General features: G+C 46.0%; 14 protein-coding genes. 5 read left to right on the top strand and 9 right to left on the bottom strand.

The window, feature by feature from the left end:
* Positions 1 to 431 precede the first annotated feature (431 nt).
* From QT979_RS10770 to QT979_RS10760, 3 genes are all read left to right on the top strand, one after another.
* Positions 432 to 887, top strand: a complete 456-nt coding sequence (locus tag QT979_RS10770) for a helix-turn-helix domain-containing protein (RefSeq protein WP_333209312.1) — start codon at positions 432 to 434, stop codon at positions 885 to 887.
* Between the two features lie 285 nt (positions 888 to 1,172).
* A complete protein-coding gene (locus tag QT979_RS10765; protein ID WP_333309773.1) occupies positions 1,173 to 2,483 on the top strand; it encodes a serine hydrolase in 1,311 nt (436 codons plus the stop codon).
* Positions 2,484 to 2,539: 56 nt separating this feature from the next.
* Positions 2,540 to 3,376 carry an alpha/beta hydrolase gene (locus tag QT979_RS10760; protein WP_333309771.1) on the top strand — a complete coding sequence of 279 codons (837 nt, stop codon included), beginning with the start codon at positions 2,540 to 2,542 and terminating at the stop codon, positions 3,374 to 3,376.
* Positions 3,377 to 3,504: 128 nt separating this feature from the next.
* On the opposite strand, the gene QT979_RS10755 is transcribed toward QT979_RS10760, so the two are convergent.
* The 5 genes from QT979_RS10755 to carA form a co-directional block, all read right to left on the bottom strand.
* Positions 3,505 to 3,783 carry a DUF1816 domain-containing protein gene (locus QT979_RS10755; RefSeq protein WP_333037226.1) on the bottom strand — a complete coding sequence of 93 codons (279 nt, stop codon included), beginning with the start codon at positions 3,781 to 3,783 and terminating at the stop codon, positions 3,505 to 3,507.
* A gap of 293 nt (positions 3,784 to 4,076) precedes the next feature.
* Complete coding sequence (rlmB, locus tag QT979_RS10750; RefSeq protein WP_333309767.1) at positions 4,077 to 5,504, bottom strand: 23S rRNA (guanosine(2251)-2'-O)-methyltransferase RlmB; 1,428 nt, start codon at positions 5,502 to 5,504, stop codon at positions 4,077 to 4,079.
* Between the two features lie 263 nt (positions 5,505 to 5,767).
* A complete protein-coding gene (locus QT979_RS10745; RefSeq protein WP_333159833.1) occupies positions 5,768 to 6,214 on the bottom strand; it encodes a ribonuclease III domain-containing protein in 447 nt (148 codons plus the stop codon).
* Between the two features lie 383 nt (positions 6,215 to 6,597).
* Entirely contained in the window at positions 6,598 to 6,954 is a 357-nt protein-coding gene (locus QT979_RS10740; RefSeq protein WP_333037230.1) for an STAS domain-containing protein, read from the bottom strand.
* Between the two features lie 181 nt (positions 6,955 to 7,135).
* Positions 7,136 to 8,293, bottom strand: a complete 1,158-nt coding sequence (gene carA, locus QT979_RS10735) for a glutamine-hydrolyzing carbamoyl-phosphate synthase small subunit (protein WP_333309764.1) — start codon at positions 8,291 to 8,293, stop codon at positions 7,136 to 7,138.
* 308 nt (positions 8,294 to 8,601) lie between these two features.
* On the opposite strand from carA, the gene QT979_RS10730 reads away from it, so the two are divergent.
* A complete protein-coding gene (locus tag QT979_RS10730; protein WP_333309761.1) occupies positions 8,602 to 9,246 on the top strand; it encodes a retropepsin-like aspartic protease in 645 nt (214 codons plus the stop codon).
* Between the two features lie 178 nt (positions 9,247 to 9,424).
* On the opposite strand, the gene trpD is transcribed toward QT979_RS10730, so the two are convergent.
* Positions 9,425 to 10,540 carry an anthranilate phosphoribosyltransferase gene (gene trpD / locus QT979_RS10725; RefSeq protein WP_333309758.1) on the bottom strand — a complete coding sequence of 372 codons (1,116 nt, stop codon included), beginning with the start codon at positions 10,538 to 10,540 and terminating at the stop codon, positions 9,425 to 9,427.
* A gap of 875 nt (positions 10,541 to 11,415) precedes the next feature.
* Here trpD and QT979_RS10720 point away from each other — a divergent pair.
* On the top strand, positions 11,416 to 14,397 hold the full coding sequence (locus QT979_RS10720; RefSeq protein WP_333309756.1) for a PAS domain S-box protein: 2,982 nt from the start codon (positions 11,416 to 11,418) through the stop codon (positions 14,395 to 14,397).
* Between the two features lie 185 nt (positions 14,398 to 14,582).
* On the opposite strand, the gene QT979_RS10715 is transcribed toward QT979_RS10720, so the two are convergent.
* The 3 genes from QT979_RS10715 to QT979_RS10705 form a co-directional block, all read right to left on the bottom strand.
* Positions 14,583 to 16,352: an adenylate/guanylate cyclase domain-containing protein gene (locus QT979_RS10715; protein WP_333309753.1), complete on the bottom strand. Its 1,770-nt coding sequence runs from the start codon at positions 16,350 to 16,352 to the stop codon at positions 14,583 to 14,585.
* A complete protein-coding gene (locus QT979_RS10710; RefSeq protein ID WP_333209186.1) occupies positions 16,349 to 16,744 on the bottom strand; it encodes a response regulator in 396 nt (131 codons plus the stop codon). The genes QT979_RS10715 and QT979_RS10710 overlap by 4 nt, the downstream gene beginning before the upstream one ends.
* Positions 16,745 to 17,219: 475 nt before the next feature.
* Positions 17,220 to 18,569, bottom strand: a complete 1,350-nt coding sequence (locus QT979_RS10705) for an ATP-binding protein (protein WP_333309750.1) — start codon at positions 18,567 to 18,569, stop codon at positions 17,220 to 17,222.
* Between the last annotated feature and the right edge of the window lie 74 nt (positions 18,570 to 18,643).

Genomic DNA, 18,643 nt, shown 5'->3' with positions numbered 1-18,643 from the left:
GATCCACGCCCCCTGTGCCAGAGGTCAATCGATTTTAGATTTTAGATTTTAGATTTTAGAATTGAAGCATTGACCCCACGGATAAATTCGGGGGGCAAGTTTCATCGGATACAGGTTTTTTATTTCTGGATCCTGAGTCTGCTTTCGGAATGAATCCGGCGGCTTGTATCCTGGATGCTTTCGGTCAACAAGCCTGTCATAAATCTGGGGTTCACAAAAAAGCTGGGAACGCTCACCGCCACGCCGTGGTCTCCTGTTGCGCGCACCTGCAAAAAAACAGCAGTCCTTCCTCAATTGCGACTAGCTGCGTGCATCTGCGGTAAAAAAAGCTACTTATTTGCCCGATCGATCCCCAGGAAAATAATTTCATCCGGAATTATCCCCAAAACCCAAGATATATGGTAAGAAGTTCCCGATGCCCCGTTGGAGGAATGCCACCTAAAGCTCACTTAGAATCCCACCTGACGGCAGAGGAACTCAAAATTCGCTACCGGCAGGCACAAAACACCACAGAGTCGCGCCGCTGGCACTTGCTGCTGTTAGTTTCCCGAAATTGGACTATCAAACAAGCAGCCCAAGTCGTAGGCCTCAACTACGACTACGCCAAAGAAATTGTCCAGCGCTATAACCGAGAAGGGCCTACCTCTGTCAGGAACCGCAGCGGAGACCGCCAGCCCCCTCCTGCAAAATCCTTGCTGAATCCAGAACAGCAAGAAGAACTGCGACAAGCGCTGCAAGGCCCTGCCCCCGACGGCGGAGACTGGACAGGCCCCAAAGTCGCTCGCTGGATTGCCGAAAAGATTGGTAGCGATCATGTCTGGCCCCAACGCGGCTGGGATTACCTCAAGCGGTTGGGTGCTGACTGGCGACGGCGGCGCAGAAAGTAGATAGTTCGCAATATTTAAAGGGGGTTGATTGCTTTGGTGCGATCGCTCCCTTTATTTTGGTTATTTTGCTGCAATCTAACTTTCGGATTTCACATTGTAGATTGTAGATTTGTTCTGCAATCTAAAATCTAAAATCTAAAATCTAAAATCTAAAATCTAAAATCTAAAATCTAAAATCTAAAATCTAAAATCTAAAACCTAAAATCTAAAATCTAAAATCTAAAATCTAAAATCGTTTGACTGATGTAACAATAGCTGCTTATATTGAATGTGGTGGTGTTGAGGATGTTAAATATGCGAGATATTAGGTGTTTTTTGTCGATCGCCAACAAGATGGCGGCAGTAGTAGCCGGCATTGGACTGGTTCAGATGTTAACCATCGCAAGTTCATTCTCTCAATCATCTAACCCGCGTTCCCTCGACGAACTCTACAAAATTCGCGATGGGCTGATCACCGAATTAGAACAACCCTCATCTCCCTCCCCAGAACCAACCATCCTTTCCGGCTTAGTTCCCTTCGCGGCTAATCCTCAAGAACAACTGCTACAGCAGTTGCAAGCGGTGGAAGCTCAAATATTAGTAGAACAGAGGGCTAACGACAACTTACAGCAAGCAGTCCGTTTAGCCAACAGAGCCGTAGAAACTAAACGGCAGCCAAATAAGTCGATCGAATCTTCGCAGCAAACTCAATTTTTCTGGCATCAGGCCCTCAACAACTTGCAGGAAGTTCCTCAAAATTCATTTTTAGCTTCCGTCACTGCCTCAAAAACTCAAGAATACCGGGAAAATTTAACAGCAGCAACCTTTCAAGTGCAGCAAGCAAAATCTGATTTCTTGGGTGTGCTTGCCCGAGAAAGCGGTTTGTCGGCTCAAGCTTCGATCGGTATTTGCAACCTTTCTAGAGAATGCGTAAACCTCCGGGGCGATGTACCTCCTGTCAGTCCAGCCAGCTTAATTAAACTGCCGATTGCTGTCGCCCTGATGCAAAAAGTCGAAAAAGAAAAAATTAGTCTGAACCAGGAAGTATTCGTCACTCGCAGTAATTTCACCGAAGACGCATCGGCAAAGATTACGTCCAATCGCAATTACCCGCTACAGCTACTGTTAGAAGAAATGATCTATCGCAGCAGCAATATCGCCACCAATCAACTGATCGATTATTTAGGTTCTGATTACATCAATCAATATTTAGATAATAGCGGCTACGAAGTCACCCGCGTGAACTTCAAGTTGATGGGGGAAAGAATTATGCCGTCCAACCCCGGTTCGGGTCGCAACCGCGTGACTGCTAACGAACTCACCGAAATGATGGTGCAAATTTACAACGGCGAAACACCCGGTGCTAAACTGTTAATAGAAACTCTCAACCGCCAGTACGATCACGCTCTGGGATTTGCTGCCTTGGAAGGAACTAAAGCTCAGTGGTTGGGGGAAAAAACTGGTCAAAATTCCTGGGTACTCGGCACAACTTTAGCGATGAGCATTGACGACGAGGCCTATGTGATTACTGTGATTGACAGCCGCAGCGGCGAGCTACAAATGCGCCAGTCTATTTCTAAAATTGCCGATTACATGGTCCGAAACCCCAGCTTTTAACCGCTGGAATGTACAATTTATAGCGGGGGACAACGCACCGCCCAAGCAGTTAAAAAATGCCGCATCAACAACTCAGTGTTTCCGTCGAAGGTAAGGGATTTCCGATTCTTTGCTTGCACGGCCATCCAGGTTCCGGCGATTGTATGTCGGTATTCACAGAACACTTATCAAAACGCTTCCAGACGATCGCCCCAGACTTGCGCGGCTACGGCAACAGTCGCACCTCAACTTTCTTTGAAATGACCGATCATCTGGTGGATTTAGAAGCACTATTAGACAGATTAGGAGTCGATCGGTGTTTGGTGATCGGATGGTCTTTGGGAGGGATTTTAGCGATGGAATTAGCCATGAAATATCCCCAGCGAGTTACAGGTTTGATTCTACTCGCATCCGCAGCCAAACCGCGAGGAAGTCACCCTCCCATCTCTTGGCAAGATAACCTTTACACGGGTTTAGCGGGAATTATCAATTGGGTGATACCCGGTTGGCAGTGGAATATTGATACTTTTGCGAGGCGATCGCTCTTTCGCTACTTGATACAGCAGCATAACGCCACCCCTTACCGCTACTTAGCACAGGCAGGTACCCCCGCCTACCTCAAGACTTCCAAAACGGCCACCAAGGCTTTAAATACCGCTCTGAGGGCTGGATACGATCGACTGCTGCACCTTAGCGACATTCAATGTCCCAGCTTGGTGTTGGCCGGAGAGGCCGATCGGCACATCACCTCAGCATCCAGTCTAGAAACCGCCCGCCATCTGCACGACTGTCAGTGGCAGTGCTATCCCAATACAGCCCACTTGTTTCCTTGGGAAATTCCCGATCAGGTAATCGCAGACATCGATCGCTGGATTGAGAGTCATCCCGAAGCAGTTGGCAATTGCGAGTGTTGAGTTTTGAGTGTGTCAGAAGCAATTTATCACCCAACAGTCAACTGTTTTGAAGTTACAACTCACAACTCAAAACCGCACAGCGTTGCGAGGGAAGCGTAGGCCTCTCAAAACTTAAAACTCCCCTGTTTCTACTGACCGCTCAAAACCGGCCACAGCCCTCCATCACCAAGCTTTCCCAAATCTTCTGCAACCGTCAAAGTAATTGGTTTGCAGCGGTGAATAGAAACACTAACACCTTCTGCCCCCTCATTTTCTATGTCTTCTACATATCCTGCTTTTGCAGCTTCCGCCTCTCCATCGGTTAAGAACGGGCCAAAATAGTAAATGCACCGCGGCGCTGAAGTTTTAACTTCAACCCACCAAGCCAATCCGAAAAAGTTGAGCAAGCTAATCAAGAATTCTTTCATCTGCTTTTCTAATGTATTTGACGGTGTTTTCTGGGTGCTGCGAACACGCCTAGGCTTTTGTTATTTACACGTGGCTGACTGCTGCCAAGAACCGATCCAAACCTATTTAAATATATCTAAATAGATGGGTGTCGAATTCTTGTTTGAACGTAGGAGCTATGCCCCTTCTACTTTCGCATGAACAAGTAACGACAGTCGATCGGCTATCCTTACTTGTTCAAGGTCTAATGCCACTCCATTCTGGGTGGCATTCACAATAAGCTACTCTGTTGTGCTCTTTTTTTCAACCACCTTTACGATCCGTGTACGTGAAACTTTTTGGGCCCACGCTGACGGTAAATTTCGTATAAAGCCATCCCCGTTGCTACCGAGACATTCAGGCTAGGAGTATGGCCCCTTAAAGGAATTGAAACTAATCCGTCACATCCGCGCTGTATCAAAAGGCTCAAACCGTCAGCTTCACCACCCACCACTAAAACAGTGGGCCCGGAGAACTTGACTGTCTCTATAGATTGACCGACGCCTGCTGCAGTGCCATAAATCCAGAATCCAGCCTCTTTGAGTTCTTCCAGCGCCCGGTTAAGATTGACAACCCTCGCCACGGGCAGGCTTTCCAATGCCCCTGCTGCCACTTTTCTCACTGCCGAGGTAATCCCAACAGCCCGCCGCTGGGGAATCACCATGCCCTGAGATCCCAATGCTTCTGCGGTGCGAATGATCGCCCCTAGATTGTGCGGGTCGTTGAGTCCTTCTGCCACCACAATTACTGGATCTTCGCAAGCCGACTTAGCCTTTGCGATCAGTTCGCTCAAATCCAGGTATTCGTAAGCTGATACTTGGGCGGCTACGCCTTGGTGGTTTGCTTTGCGCGTGATGTAGTCGAGGCGCAAATCGTCAACTTCGTCAATAATGCTGCCGTTGGCTTTTGCTTCGGTTAGCAAGCTATGAAAGCGGGGATCGTAGCGCAGGTGCGGAACAACCCAGATCCGGTTGAGGACTTGGTTTGTTTCTAAAGCTGCTTGTACCGCATGGCGACCGTAAATCATGTCGTCTGTGTCTGCGTCTGGTTGCACGACTGTATTTGAGGCAGTGTCAACAGGGCGAGTGTCTCTGTCTTTGTCCCTGTCTCTGAAATGGTTGCCCCGGAATTCCTGCGGGCTATTGTCTTTGTCTCTGTCTTTGTAATAATTGCCCCTGGATTCCTGTGGGCTGCTGTCTCTGTCTCGGAAATTATTGCGGGCCCGCTGTGGGCTGCTGTCTCTGTCTCTGTCTCGGAAATTGTTGCGGGCCGGCTGGGGGCTGCTGTCTCTGTCTCTATCTCTGTCTCGGAAACTGTTGCGGGCCGGCTGCGGGCTGCTATCTCTGTCTCTGTCTCGGAAACTGTTGCGGGCCGGCTGGGGGCTGCTGTCTCTGTCTTGGTAATAATTGCCCCTGGATTCCTGCGGACTGCTGTCTCTGTCTTTGAAATGATTATTTCTGCGAATTTCCGGTTGGCTGTCGGCATCGACTCTCCGTTTGAAAATTGCTCTCACGGGCATTTCTCGCGATTGCGGGGCGAAGGTCGATCGCTTTTGAGGCGCGTCTACTCCGCGAGTATCGGGACGGGGCTTGCGTTCAAAGCGGGGAGAGGATGGTTGTGAGTCCTGACGGCGGCCTTCGCTTTTGAATGGCTTGCTGTCGGAATTCGATCGCGAGGAGTTGGGTCTGGTAAATTTTCTCATTGGTTTCTTGTAGTCAAAACGTTTTGGCTGAAGGCTAGTCGATTGTAGATTGTAGATTTGAGATTATTGATTGAGGGAGCAATCTTGGGGCTTTGAGATTTTAGATATTCTAGGGAGGGAGCAAGGATTTTGCTGTGTTCAAATTGCTAGTTAATAACTGATAAATCCTGTTTTGCCCATCAAGATTTTTGAGGTTTTATGTTGGCCGTGCAAGGATGGTTAATTAATCCCTCCTCATTCGCAACTCTTAACTGCTAAATCCTTTAAGTCTCAATATCTAAAAGTGCCAGAAGTTCGGTCAATCTTTCGGGATCGGTGAGATACAAATATCCGATCAAAGTTTCTAAGCTGCTGGCTTGTTGGTATATCTCTGGATCTGCTCGCTTAGAACGGCCCGCTGCAGCATTGCGGCCGCGCTTGACAATTGCTAATTCTGTACTGTTCAAGTAAGGAGAGAGCGATCGCAAGTGACGCGCTTGAGTTTCGGCTCGTACTTGCCCCACCACCAATTCGTGATAAGCTTGCAATCTTTTGGGTGGCACTAAGTACGAACTCCGAACGTAGAGTTCGTACACTGCATCTCCCAAATATGCCCAGGCTGCAGGCGAAATTCTTTCTATTTCTGCTGGTGTAGCCCTCGCAGGATGCACTCGATTTAAACTGATATCCGTCAGACTCAGTTTGAGTCCGTCATCTGCGATCGGCGACATACTTTTTTAAATAAAACTTCCGCACAGCTTGGTTTTTCTAGTTACTTACTTATTTCGTCTTTCGTCACTTCCGCAATTATAGCTTTTACAGGACTGTTCGCTCTCAGAGCACGAAGCGAGATATATAGGCAAAGCTTGGCGCGACGATCGCACTCCTAAAAAAGGCTTTTTACCAAATCGGGATGCTCTAATTTTTATACCATTTTTCCGCGTGTTTGCCACACATATTTTACTGCCCATCCACCGAAACTCTAAGCATCGGAGAAATAGCGGCTGGCGCGTGTCGCACCTTCTGGGAAAATCGGTATTGTTTTACCAGCACAAAAATAAAAATTTGCTATCCAGCGTTGAGAACCGGATAGCTAATTTAACTCACTTTGGCGTCAAGCATCCTTGACGTTTTTTACCGCCTCATCAACCGAAGGCTGCAAAGACAAAAATTTCTCTAAGCGAACCAGTTTAACAGTCTGAGTTACGCGGGGATTTGAGACAATTTGCAATGTCCCTTCCAAGGTTTGGGCTTTTTTGACAAGTTGCACAAGTGCGCCCAAGCCTGAACTATCCACAAAGTCTATCTGAGACAAGTCCAAAATTACGTGTTTTGGGCCCTCGTCAATACATTTGCTTATTACCTTCCGAAAAGTGGCCTCAGAAAAAGCGTCCAGCAGGCCAGTCAAGCGAAATAACTGATAGTTATTCTTGACTTCGCGAGTGCCTCTGAGGCTAACGGTCAGGGTCAATGACTCAGGAATGACACCCTCCTAGCTAGATATGGCTTAAAGTCGAGGCTTCATTATAGGAGTTTTTTGGTCTTTTGTCTACAGTTTTTTAGTCATTAGTCATTAGTCATTGGTCATTAGTCAGAAGCGATCGACATAAACAGCCTCTGATGACTACTGACTAATGACTGCTGACTAAGGACTACTTACTGCTGGCTACTTTCTGATTGTCTCGCATTGACTGCACGAATCGATCGAATAAATAATCGGCGTCGTGCGGGCCCGGACTGGCTTCTGGGTGGTACTGCACTGAGAACAGTGGCAGAGTTTTATGCTTCAATCCGGCTACGGTGCGATCGTTCAAATTGAGATGAGTAATCTCTACTTCGGGGGTTAGGGAATCGGGGTCGATCGCAAAACCGTGATTTTGGCTAGTAATTTCTACTTGCTCGGTTAAACCCGCTGGATGATTCAATCCCCGATGGCCGAACTTAAGTTTAAAAGTTTCTGCACCCAAGGAAAGTCCCAAAATTTGGTGTCCCATGCAGATGCCGAATACGGGTTTGTCCGACTTTAACAAAGCTTTCGCAGTAGCGATCCCTTCCGTTACCGCCGCCGGATCTCCGGGGCCGTTGGACAGAAAAATGCCGTCCGGGTTGTATTTGAGGATTTCCTCCGGCGACGTGTCAGCGGGGACAACGATGACCCGACACCCGTAACTCGCCAGACGCCGCAGGATGTTGCGCTTGATCCCAAAGTCTAGCGCTACCACCGTCCACATTTTGCCGTTAGCAGGTTTGACTGTAGGACTGAACTCCCAAACCGAGTTCGTGGCTTCAGACCACTCGTAAACCTTGCGGGTGGTGACTTCCTGGACTAGATTCAGCCCGTCCATGCTGGGGGCGTCTTGTACTAGCTCCAAAAGCTCTGCCTGGTCGAGAATCGTGGTCGAAATGCCACCGTTGATCGCTCCCACCGTGCGAATTTTGCGAGTCAGGGCGCGGGTGTCGATCCCGTAAATTCCGGGGATATCGTACTGTTTTAGGTAGTCTTGCAGAGATTGCGAGCAGCGCCAGTTGCTGGGGCGGCTGCATACGTTCCGGGCGATCGCACCCCGAATTTGCGGGCGCGAGGATTCTTCGTCTTCGAGATTTACCCCGGTATTGCCCAATTCTGGATAAGTAAAAGTTACAATTTGACCGCAATAGCTGGGATCGGTCAATACTTCTTGGTAGCCCGTCATTCCCGTATTAAATACTACCTCGCCAACGACGGTGGCGTCAGCGCCAAAGGACCAGCCGCGGTAAGCAGTACCGTCAGCCAGGACTAGGAGAGCGGGTTGTGCAGTTGAAAGTGACATGGCATCCTTAATTACTTTCGTTTGGTTTAATTCTTACCACTGCCAGGGATTTGATGCTAGTCGGCAATATACAGATATTATTTTAATTTGTGCAAGGGTTCGGAAAAGCAAGGCACTTATGCCGGAGGCCCGATGCCGGAGGCACTTATGCCACAGGTAATCAAAAAGCAGCAATAAGTGCAAATTCTCCATCTCCCCCCGCGCCAGCAATTTATCAGCCAGCAGCTTAGGAGGCGGGCGAAAATTCTATATCTATACCAAAAGGCAGTTGTCGCTGTTACGATCGAGCTACAGCGTTTAACGAAACTATGGCTAGTAAATCTCCCTTGCCTTTACTCTCAAACTTATACAAGCATCTACTGAACTCTCAAAAACAGTGCAAACCGTTACTGGTTGTAACAACAGTTATTTCCCTGAGCAGTTCAATTTTAGTAGGGAATGTTGCCAACTCCTCGCGAGCAGTGGCTCAAGAAAGTGAGGGATGCTTCATGCGGAGCTCGTCAGGCCGAACCATCAACCTCAGCCAATCAGTCTGCGGTTTTCTCCCCAAAGAATTGACTCCCACCACTTCGGCGGCGGCAAAGTCGGGAGTGTTTCAGGCAAAAATCAAACGCCGAGAGGCTAATATCCCCGTCATAGAAGTCACGTTTAACGGCAAACAAAAGTTCGAGATGATGGTAGATTCTGGAGCTAGTGGCACAGTAATTACACCAGCAATGGCTAAAGCCTTGGGCGTTGTTCTCCAGGGAACAGTAAAAGCACAAACTCCCAACGGAGTGGCTACTTTTCCCCTCGGTCGCCTGACTTCTATGGAAGCAGGTGGTCTGGCAGTTAACAATGTGGTTGTGGCCGTCTCGCCATCCCTAGATATCGGACTGTTGGGTCACGACTTTTTTGGTAATAAAGATGTGACTATTAAGCAAGATGTCATTGAATTTCGATCGCGCTCTTAAAAAAAACGAAGAAGTCCGAGGGAAGAAGTAAAGAAAAATTTAGAATTAAATAATTTTTACTCTTGGTCACTTAAAACCAAAAATTCCTTCTTCCTTCTTCCTTTTTCCTTTTTCCTTCATCCTTCTTCCATCCGTTACATCCGTTACATCCGTTACAAAATCCGTTGCCGAACTTCCTTCATTTCAAAAACTCAATCAACTGCTGCAACTTCAACCAAGATTCACCGCTCAATAAAATGTCCTTAGCCATAGAAACTCCTGCTGCGTGAGAACCCATAGGAATTGCACCTCCAACCTGCAAAGCCAAAGACGCATTCAAAGCTACAACATCCATTTGTGGGGACGTACCTTTGCCTTGCAAAACGTTCCGCAAAATCTCGGCGTTTTCCTCAACATTTCCGCCTTTTAACGAGCCGATCGCACTTGGTGTCAATCCTACCTTTTGGGGGTCTAAAGTAGTGAGTTCCACTTGACCACCCGACAAAACTGCCAAATCAGTCACATCACCCAACCCCGCCTCGTCCAATTTTTCTCTGCCGTGAACGACTACAGCTAACTCAGTCCCCAACTCGCCCAAAGCTTGAGCAATAGTTGATACCAGACTAGGATCGAACACCCCAATTACCTGCCCTGTAGGGCGCATAGGATTGACCAGGGGCCCTAATAGGTTAAAAATAGTCCGAACCTTCAAAGTGCGCCGGAGCGACGCTACAGCCTTAAGTGCGGGATGCCACCCAGGGGCAAATAAAAAGGTGATGCCTACTTCGTCTACGGCAGCTTTTACCTTCGCCGGATCGGCGTTGAGGTTGACTCCGAGTGCTTCCAACACGTCAGCAGAACCCACTTTGCTTGATGCCGATCGATTTCCGTGTTTGGCGACTCGAACTTTGCCGGCGGCGGCCACAAAAGCTACAGCAGTGGAAATGTTAAACGTGGATGCGCCGTCGCCGCCGGTGCCGCAAGTATCAATTAATTTGAGATTGGAGATTGAGGATTTGGGATTGAAAACGCTCTCCGACTCGCATGCAAGCGACTGAGAATGCAATACCTGAGCCATTCCTACCAATTCTTGGGCCCAGATGCCTTTGGCTTGGATGGCCGCTAAAATTGCTCCTGAGAGGACGGGGGGAATAGCTTCTGCTAGCCATCCCTGCATCAAGTCGGCTGCTTGGGCGCGTGAGAGAGATTGTCTGTCTAATAGTTGTTGCAGGAGGGCTGACCACACAGGAGAATCTGCCGTCTGGGTGGAAGCAGGGGATAACTCTGGCGTTGCTAGGAGAGGAGAATCTGTCATTTATTAGTTTTTATTCAAATTTAGCCCGATCGAGCTTTGCGGCCAAACCGAGAATCGATCGGGATTTTACCAGACTTGCCGATCAAATTTTGCGCGATCGGGCCCCGATTTTTGCTCAAATGCCAGCACCGCTACAGAATTTTTCCGCCCGCAGTAGCAGAATATGAATTTTTTGATACAACAATTACCCTATTGTTGTGCCAACTTTACATAGAAACCCCAAATCGTACAACTGCTAGCAGTCTGCTGTATTATCTATCAGCAATAATACTTAACACTAACTCAGAGCAGCCAAAGACCGATAAAAGTTTCCGACAGGAGTTGTGGAGACCAAAAAATTTTAGACATTAGGGAGCCAAAGATTCATCTGTGGAGTCAATTCTTTAATCTCAAATCTCAAATCTCAAATCGATTGACAGCAAGGACAGCGAGCGTTTAGCTCTTGCAGGCGGGTTTGTGGTATTGGGTAAGAGTCGATCGTCGTACTCTCACCCAAATCCTAAAAATAGGATCTTGCGGTTGTAGAAGTCGCTGCCTTTTATTGTAAGAACATCCTTGCTACTAACTTATTTCAGGGTATTCAACTGCTAATATATTCAGGGAGATTTCAAGGAGCGGGTTTTGCTCGAACACCTGCACCGCAAGCCGATCGATGTGCCAATGCGATCGTGACAGCCAGTCAAGCATCAAATAAATACGGGATTAGCTAAACTTTCCGCAACTATCACTAATAACTAACAGTCCAGTAGGACAGATGAATAAACACACTCGTCTCCGGCTGCGATACACCATCTTTCAGCCTAAATAACGGCTCAAATTTAACAGGCGGTAGACCAAAAATATTCAACTCACACACAAGAGCAGGGTATTCACAAGTGGGAAATCAAAAATTAGGAAATAAAACGATAGAATGCCTGAATGTCGCGGAGGCACTGCACCAAATGGAAGCAAAATATTATAGTATGTTTGAAAATGCTGTGTCGGGTATTTTTCAAACAACCCAATCCGGTCGCTACATCAGCGCTAACCCAGCTTTGGCTCGCATCTACGGATATAATTCCGCCGAAGAATTAATGGGCTGTCTGACTGATATCAGCGATCAGCTTTACGTCAATCCCGATCGGCGCGATCAGTTTGTTTCTGCTTTGCAAGAACAGGGCATCGTATCGGATTTTGAGTCGCAGATTTATCGGCGGGACGGAACAATAATTTGGATCGCTGAGAATGCGCGCGCTGTCTGCGATGAAGCAGGAAAATTGCTCTATTACGAAGGTTTTGTAGAAGATATTACCCAGCGAAAGCAAGCAGAATCTGCACTTCGAGAAAGCGAAGAACGCCTGCGCTTAATAATTGAAGGCGTTAAGGATTACGCTATATTCATGTTAGATCCTGATGGGTATGTAGCTAGCTGGAATTCTGGTGCAGAACGCATTTTGGGATACAGATCTCATGAAATAGCCGGCAATAATTCGGAGTGTTTTTTCACTAAAGAAGATCTTGAAATCGGCAAGCACAAAGAAAAATTAATCCTGGCGGTGGCAGAAGGTCGATACGAAAATGAAGGCTGGCGGCTTCGCAAAGACGGATCGCGATTTTGGGCGAATATTATTGTTACTCCTTTGCGCGATGAAAGGGGAAAGTTGCAGGGCTTTTCTCAAGTAATGCAGGATATTACTGAGCAAAAGCGGGCGGCTGAGGAAAAGATGCAGTTGATTGCTTCTTTGCAGGCGTCGGAAAAAAAGTTTCGCACTTTGTACGAATCGACGACTGATGCGGTAATGCTGCTAGATGAAGAGGGTTTTTTGGATTGCAATCCGGCTACTTTAAACTTATTTGGATGCAGCACTGAGTCGGAGTTTTGCGGCAAGCATCCTTCGGAGTTCAGCCCGCCGTTGCAACCGGATGGACAAGATTCTAGGAATCTTTCTCAAGAGCGAATTAATACGGCTCTGCGATCGGGAAATTGCCGTTTTGACTGGCGGCACCGTCGTTTGGATGGTTCTGAGTTTCCGGCGGAAGTGCTGCTAACTTCTATGGATATCGGCGGCAAAATTGGGCTGCAAGGCGTGGTGCGCGATATCACTTATCGGGTGCAGGCTGAGGAAGCATTGAAGCAGGCTAATGAGGTATTGGAATGCCGGGTTAAAGAGCGGACAAGTCAGTTGGAAGAGGCTATTAAAAAGTTGAGCTTATCGGAAGAAAAGTTTTCTAAGGCTTTTCGATCGAGTCCAGATCCGATGATTATTACTACTTTTGCTGAGGGTCGTTTTATTGAAGTTAATGATAGTTTCTTGTCGATGACTGGTTACGATTTAGAAGAAACGACCTGGAATACAGTACCGGGGTTAAATATTTGGGTAAGGCCTGAAGACAGACTTAATTTTAGGCGAAGTTTGCACGAACAAGGTGTTGTTCGCAATCAGGAATGCGAGTTTCAGATGAAGTCGGGATCGGTGGTGGTATGTTTGCTGTCAGCAGAGTTGATTAATTTGGACGGCGAACTCTGTATGCTGGCGGTGATGACGGATATTACCGATCGCAAACACGCCGAAGAAGCCCTACGGGAAAGCCAGCGGGCATTGGCGACGCTGATGAGCAATCTGCCGGGAATGGCCTACCGTTTTCGCAACGATGCCGATCGCAGTATGGAGTTTGTCAGCGAAGGTTGCTATCAGTTAGCCGGCTATTCTCCTGAAGAATTTATCGGCACTCGGCAAGTTTCTATATCGGAATTGACTCACCCGGACGATCGCGAGAATTTGTGGAATGCTGTGCAAGTTGCTTTGCAAGAAAATCGACCCTATCAGCTAAATTACCGAATTACTGCTAAAAATGGCGAATTAAAATGGGTTTGGGAGCAAGGTTTGGGAGTTTTTTCCGACTCGGGAGAATTGATAGCTTTGGAAGGGTTAATTACTGACATTTCCGAGCAGAAACGCAGTGAAGAAGCTTTGCGGCGATCGCAAACAGAGTTAACCCAACAAAAACTTCAACTCGAAAATACTTTGCACGAATTGCAGCAAACTCAAGCTCAATTGATTCACACTGAGAAAATGTCTACTCTCGGTCAAATGGTAGCCGGTGTTGCTCACGAAATTAACAATCCCGTTAGCAGCGTTTGTGGCAATCTCGTTCACGTCGGCCACTACACGGAAGATTTGCTGAATTTGCTCGATATGTACCAGCAGCAATGCCCGCAGCCGCCGGCAGCAATTCAAAATAAAATTAAGGATATCGAATTAGAGTTTCTGCTAGAAGATTTGCCGAAAGCGATGTCTTCGATGCAGGTTGGGGCCGATCGCATTCGGGAAATCGTGCGATCTCTCAGAAATTTCTCTCGCAAAGACGATTCTCAAATGAGCAAAGTTAACCTGCACGAAGGGATTGAAGGAACGTTGCTGATTCTGCAAAGTCGCCTGAAAGCCAGAGGTAACTATCCCGAAATTGCGGTAATTAAGGACTATGGAAATTTGCCTTTGGTTGAGTGTTATGCTGGGAAAATCAATCAGGTATTTATGAATTTGATCGGAAATGCGATCGACGCGATCGAGGAATACAACGAAGGGCGTTCAGTTGCCGAAGTCAAAGCTAACCGCAGCAAAATTAAAATTAGGACAGAAGTCCAAAACTCCCATGCTGTAATTAGGATTTCTGACAACGGCCCCGGTATGCCAGAAGAAGTTTCCCAGCAGTTATTCGAGGCTTTTTTTACCACAAAACCCGCCGACAAAGGCACCGGTTTGGGTCTGTCAATTTCCTACAAAGTGGTCCAAGAACACGGTGGCAAACTGAGCTGCGTGTCTGCACTCGGCCACGGAGCCGAGTTTATCATAGAATTGCCGATCGAACAACCTTAGTCAGCAGTCATTAGTCATTGGTTATTGTTTATTTGTGACTGTTGGCTGTTGACTGATGACTGTTGACTGATGACGCTCGATCCCTAACCAATGACTAATAACTAATGACTAATGACTAACAACTAATAACAACTGACAACTGACAAGTGCCAACTGCCAACTAACAACTACCAACTGCCAACTAACTACTGACACCTTTCCCAATAAATTCGAGCCACCTTATCCCCCGGATTTTGACCCAAACAATCCGCAAAAAGTCCCGCAGCTTCCCTAAAATTCTTCATATTGTACAAAGACAAAGCCTCAGTAAATAGTTGCAGAGTCGCTAACTTCCCCGCTTTAACTTCCGGCCAATCCGCATCAAAAACTTCATAAACAGTCACCCATTCAGACTTACCCTTAACCTGAACCTTATCAATTACCCGAATTGCATAATCAGCAGGATTTGTCAAGCGATCGAAAGTCTGCTGAGTAATTAACAGCGACACCCCGTAATTCTTCGTCAAACTTTCAATCCGAGAAGCCAAATTAACCGCATCGCTAATCACAGTACCGTCCATCCGGCTTTTGCCGCCCACTATACCCAGAATCAAAGAACCAGTATTAATTCCCACCCCAATCTCAACTGGCACATAACCCAGAGAAGCACGATCTCGATTGTATTCAGCAAGAGTATGCAGCATTGCAATTCCCGCTTTCAAAGCATCATCCGCCCCCTCGCTAAACAACGCCATAATTGCATCACCAATATACTTATCAATAAACCCCTGATTTTCCACAATCAGCGGTTCCATTCGACTCAGATAAGAATTGATAAATTTGAAATTCTCTTCCGGTGTCATCTTTTCCGAGAGAGTAGTGAAATCGCGGATGTCAGAAAACAAAACTGACATTTCCAACTCCACCGCTTCTCCCAATTTAATATCAACAATACTATCACATCCCAAAAAAGCTAAAAACTCATTGGGTACAAAGCGACTTGTCGCCTCCGCAATTTCTAATTCTGCCTCCAGTGAAATTTCCAAATTGCAATTGACTTCAAAGAGATCCTCAATAAACTTTTTGCGTTCTGCCTCAGCTTCTTTACGTTCCGTAATATCTTGAAGAGTGTTGATAGCATAAACAATATTTCCTTGTTGATCGTAGATGGGAGTAGCGAATATCTCTAAGGGAATAATCTTGGCGTCTTGATGAACTTCTGCATCGTCAGCCGTAGCACTTTCCCCCTTCAACGCGCGCACGATGGGCAAATTCTCCGTAGGGTATTTTTGATTTGTACCTGCTTGATAGAGTTGATAAACCTCTGACAATTGCTTGGAACTGGTATCCGGCACAACTCCTTTACCAAATATCTCTTTTGCTTTCCGATTGATGTAGTAAGGTTGGCCGTCCGCATCCAATACACCCACACCAATCGGCATTGCTTCCAAAAACTGTGTCAACCGATTTTCGTTGTCGTGTAGTTTAGCAATGAGTACGGTTTGCTGGCTGTTTAACTCGGCAAACTCCTGATTTATTTGCTGGAGTTGGGCATTTTGTTGTGCCAGTTGTTTATCTTGAATATAACTATTTAGCGCTTCTCTAATGGTCAATTTCAAGTCTTCAGCTTGCCAAGGTTTGGTAATATAACGATATAAGTTTGCAGAGTTGATAGCATTGGCGATCGCCCCAATATCTGCTTGTCCTGTCAGCATAATTTTTATAGTTTTAGGCGAAATTATATGAGCCTGTTTCAACAGCTCATCTCCCTTCATATCAGGCATAATGTGGTCGGAAATAATTAAAGGAATTTCATCCCCATCCTCTAGCAATTCTTCAATTAACTCTAATGCCTCTTGCCCACCTTCAGCAATTTCGATTATATAATCATTGCCAACAGCCTCTTGCAGTTCTGCTTTGAGGCTCCTGAGTACAGTTTTCTCATCATCAACACAGATAATTACCTGTTGGCTCATAGTTTAGATAAACCAGATTTAATAGTTTCTAGCAAATCGGATTCCAACCAAGGTTTAGATAAGCAACAATGAAGGTTAGCCATTTTTTTTGCTCTTTCTATTGCTACTTCATCCGCTTGACCAGTCAGCAGAATCTTAATAACATGCGGGTATTCCTTGTGGATGCGAATTAGTAGCTCATCTCCCTTAATACCGGGCATTAACCAATCCGAAATAATCAGAATAACGTGGGTTTGTTCGTCAGAAAATTCGCTAATTACATCTAAAGCCTCCTCAGCATCTTCTGCTCCTTCGTAAGTGTAGGCATTGCCAAATTCTGCTGCTAGCTGCGTCCTGAGACTGTCTAATACCATTCTCTCATCGTCAACGCACAAAATAACTGGTTTAGACATCTATTTTTTCCCTTTTAAATTGTTATTAGTAGCAAAAGTAGCAAAAGTAGGAAACTGTATTAGTAGACCCCATCTTATCTTAAGATGTCACAAGTCAACGGCTCGCCAAATCCTCTTGCTCTCCCCAGTAGCCGCAACCAAGAAAATTATCTGCGTAGCAGCTTAGCTGAGCATAACGCATCGTACTGCTGTTTTACATCTGTTTCCTGTTGAATCGGAGTTAGGGGACTCAAAACACTTTAACTCTTAAAATCCTCCCAGTTGGGTAGATTGCAGGTTGGGTGTAACTGAGATATTGCACCATTCTCAAGAACAGGCTTTCCGGGCTGTTCCACAAGAGATAAATTTTTGTGTGGAACAGGTCGGAAAGCCTGTTCATAAAAGGTTTATTGACAATGGTGCAAGATGTGAGGTGTAACCAAGTAAAACCCGACCTACTTACTGCTTTACATCGTTGGCGAGATCCTTCACCTGCTTATACACTGCTCATTGGCAGGAAAACATTAAATGTAGTTTTGCCCGGAATTGATTCCACTTCAATTTTTCCCTGATGTTTGTCAACAATCTTCTTGACAATATCTAGTCCTAATCCGCTGCCTTCTCCTGCGGGCTTAGTAGTAAAAAACGGGTCAAATATTTTCCCTTTTATCTCTTCTGGTATCCCTTTGCCGCTGTCACTAATGGTAATCTTAGCCTGGTCATCTTGAGCCGTTAACTCAATTGTTAACGTGCCTCGATAATCCATGGCTTGCAAAGCATTGTGAATTAAATTCGTCCAAACTTGATTTAGCTCGTCGGGATAGCACAGTATCGGCGGGATGTCGGCATAGTTTTTGATGACCTCAACTCCCTGTTTTAGTAGATTTTGATACAAGGTTAAGATTGTTTCAATACCTTCTATAATACTTGCTACTATTTTTTCGCCCGACTGTTCGTAGCGGGCATAAGTTTTTAATGCAAAAACTACTTTTGATGCTCTATCTGTAGCTGTACTGATAGTAGCAATACCTCTTTTTAATTCAGAAATTTTGTAGGCGATTTCTAGGAGATGTAAACTATCCGATCTTTGGAACAAAGGGACAAAGGTATCAATTTCATTATAAACCCCCATGATCACTAGGCGATCGGCTACGGTATCAGCACTATAAATCTCTAATTCTTCGAGTTGGCTTCTCAAAGCTCTCTTCAATTTGCGTTCTTCTTTGGTTGATAAGCTTGCTTCTTGTTGGAGGGAACGCTGAAGTAAACTCAAGAAATTCTGTGCTTCTTCTGGGGATAGAGATTGAAAAAGTGCGGGCAACTGTTCTAAAGTTTGATTTAAGAACTTAGAAACATTTCCTGCCGACGAGCGAATTGCACCCAGGGGAGTGTTAACTTCGTGGGCAACTCCGGCCACAAGTTGTCCTAAAGCTGCCATTTTTTCTGATTGAATCAATCCTTCTTGGGTGGCTTCGAGATTGCTTAAAGCTTGTGATAATTCTTGAGTGCGTTCTTCTACTTTTGCTTCTAAGCTGGCATACAGTTGGGCATTTTCTATGGAGATGGCGGCTTGCGAGGATAAAAGTTTTAATACTGCCAATCTGTCGGGAGTAAATGCACCTGTCGCTAGGTTATTTTCTAGGTAGAAGATGCCGATCGCTTTTCCTTGATGTTGGATAGGGAGACACAATACTGATTTGGGTTGATGGTGAATGATGTAGGGATCGTTGAGATTTTGGATGGGAGATTTCGGGTTTTTGATTTCATTATGCAAGTCGTTAAAAATGACATACTCTTGAGTTCTGGCAACATAGTTAATGATGCTGTGAGGTAAGTCATTGCTCATTGGTGACAAGTTAAGACTGTAAGTCTTTTGTCAAGAGGCTTTTAGAGAATTGTTGAAAAAAAACTGGTCAGACC

It is taken from the genome of Microcoleus sp. w2-18bC1, from assembly GCF_036700365.1.
GTDB lineage: Bacteria > Cyanobacteriota > Cyanobacteriia > Cyanobacteriales > Microcoleaceae > Microcoleus.
This window is presented reverse-complemented; position numbering and strand designations above follow the sequence as displayed.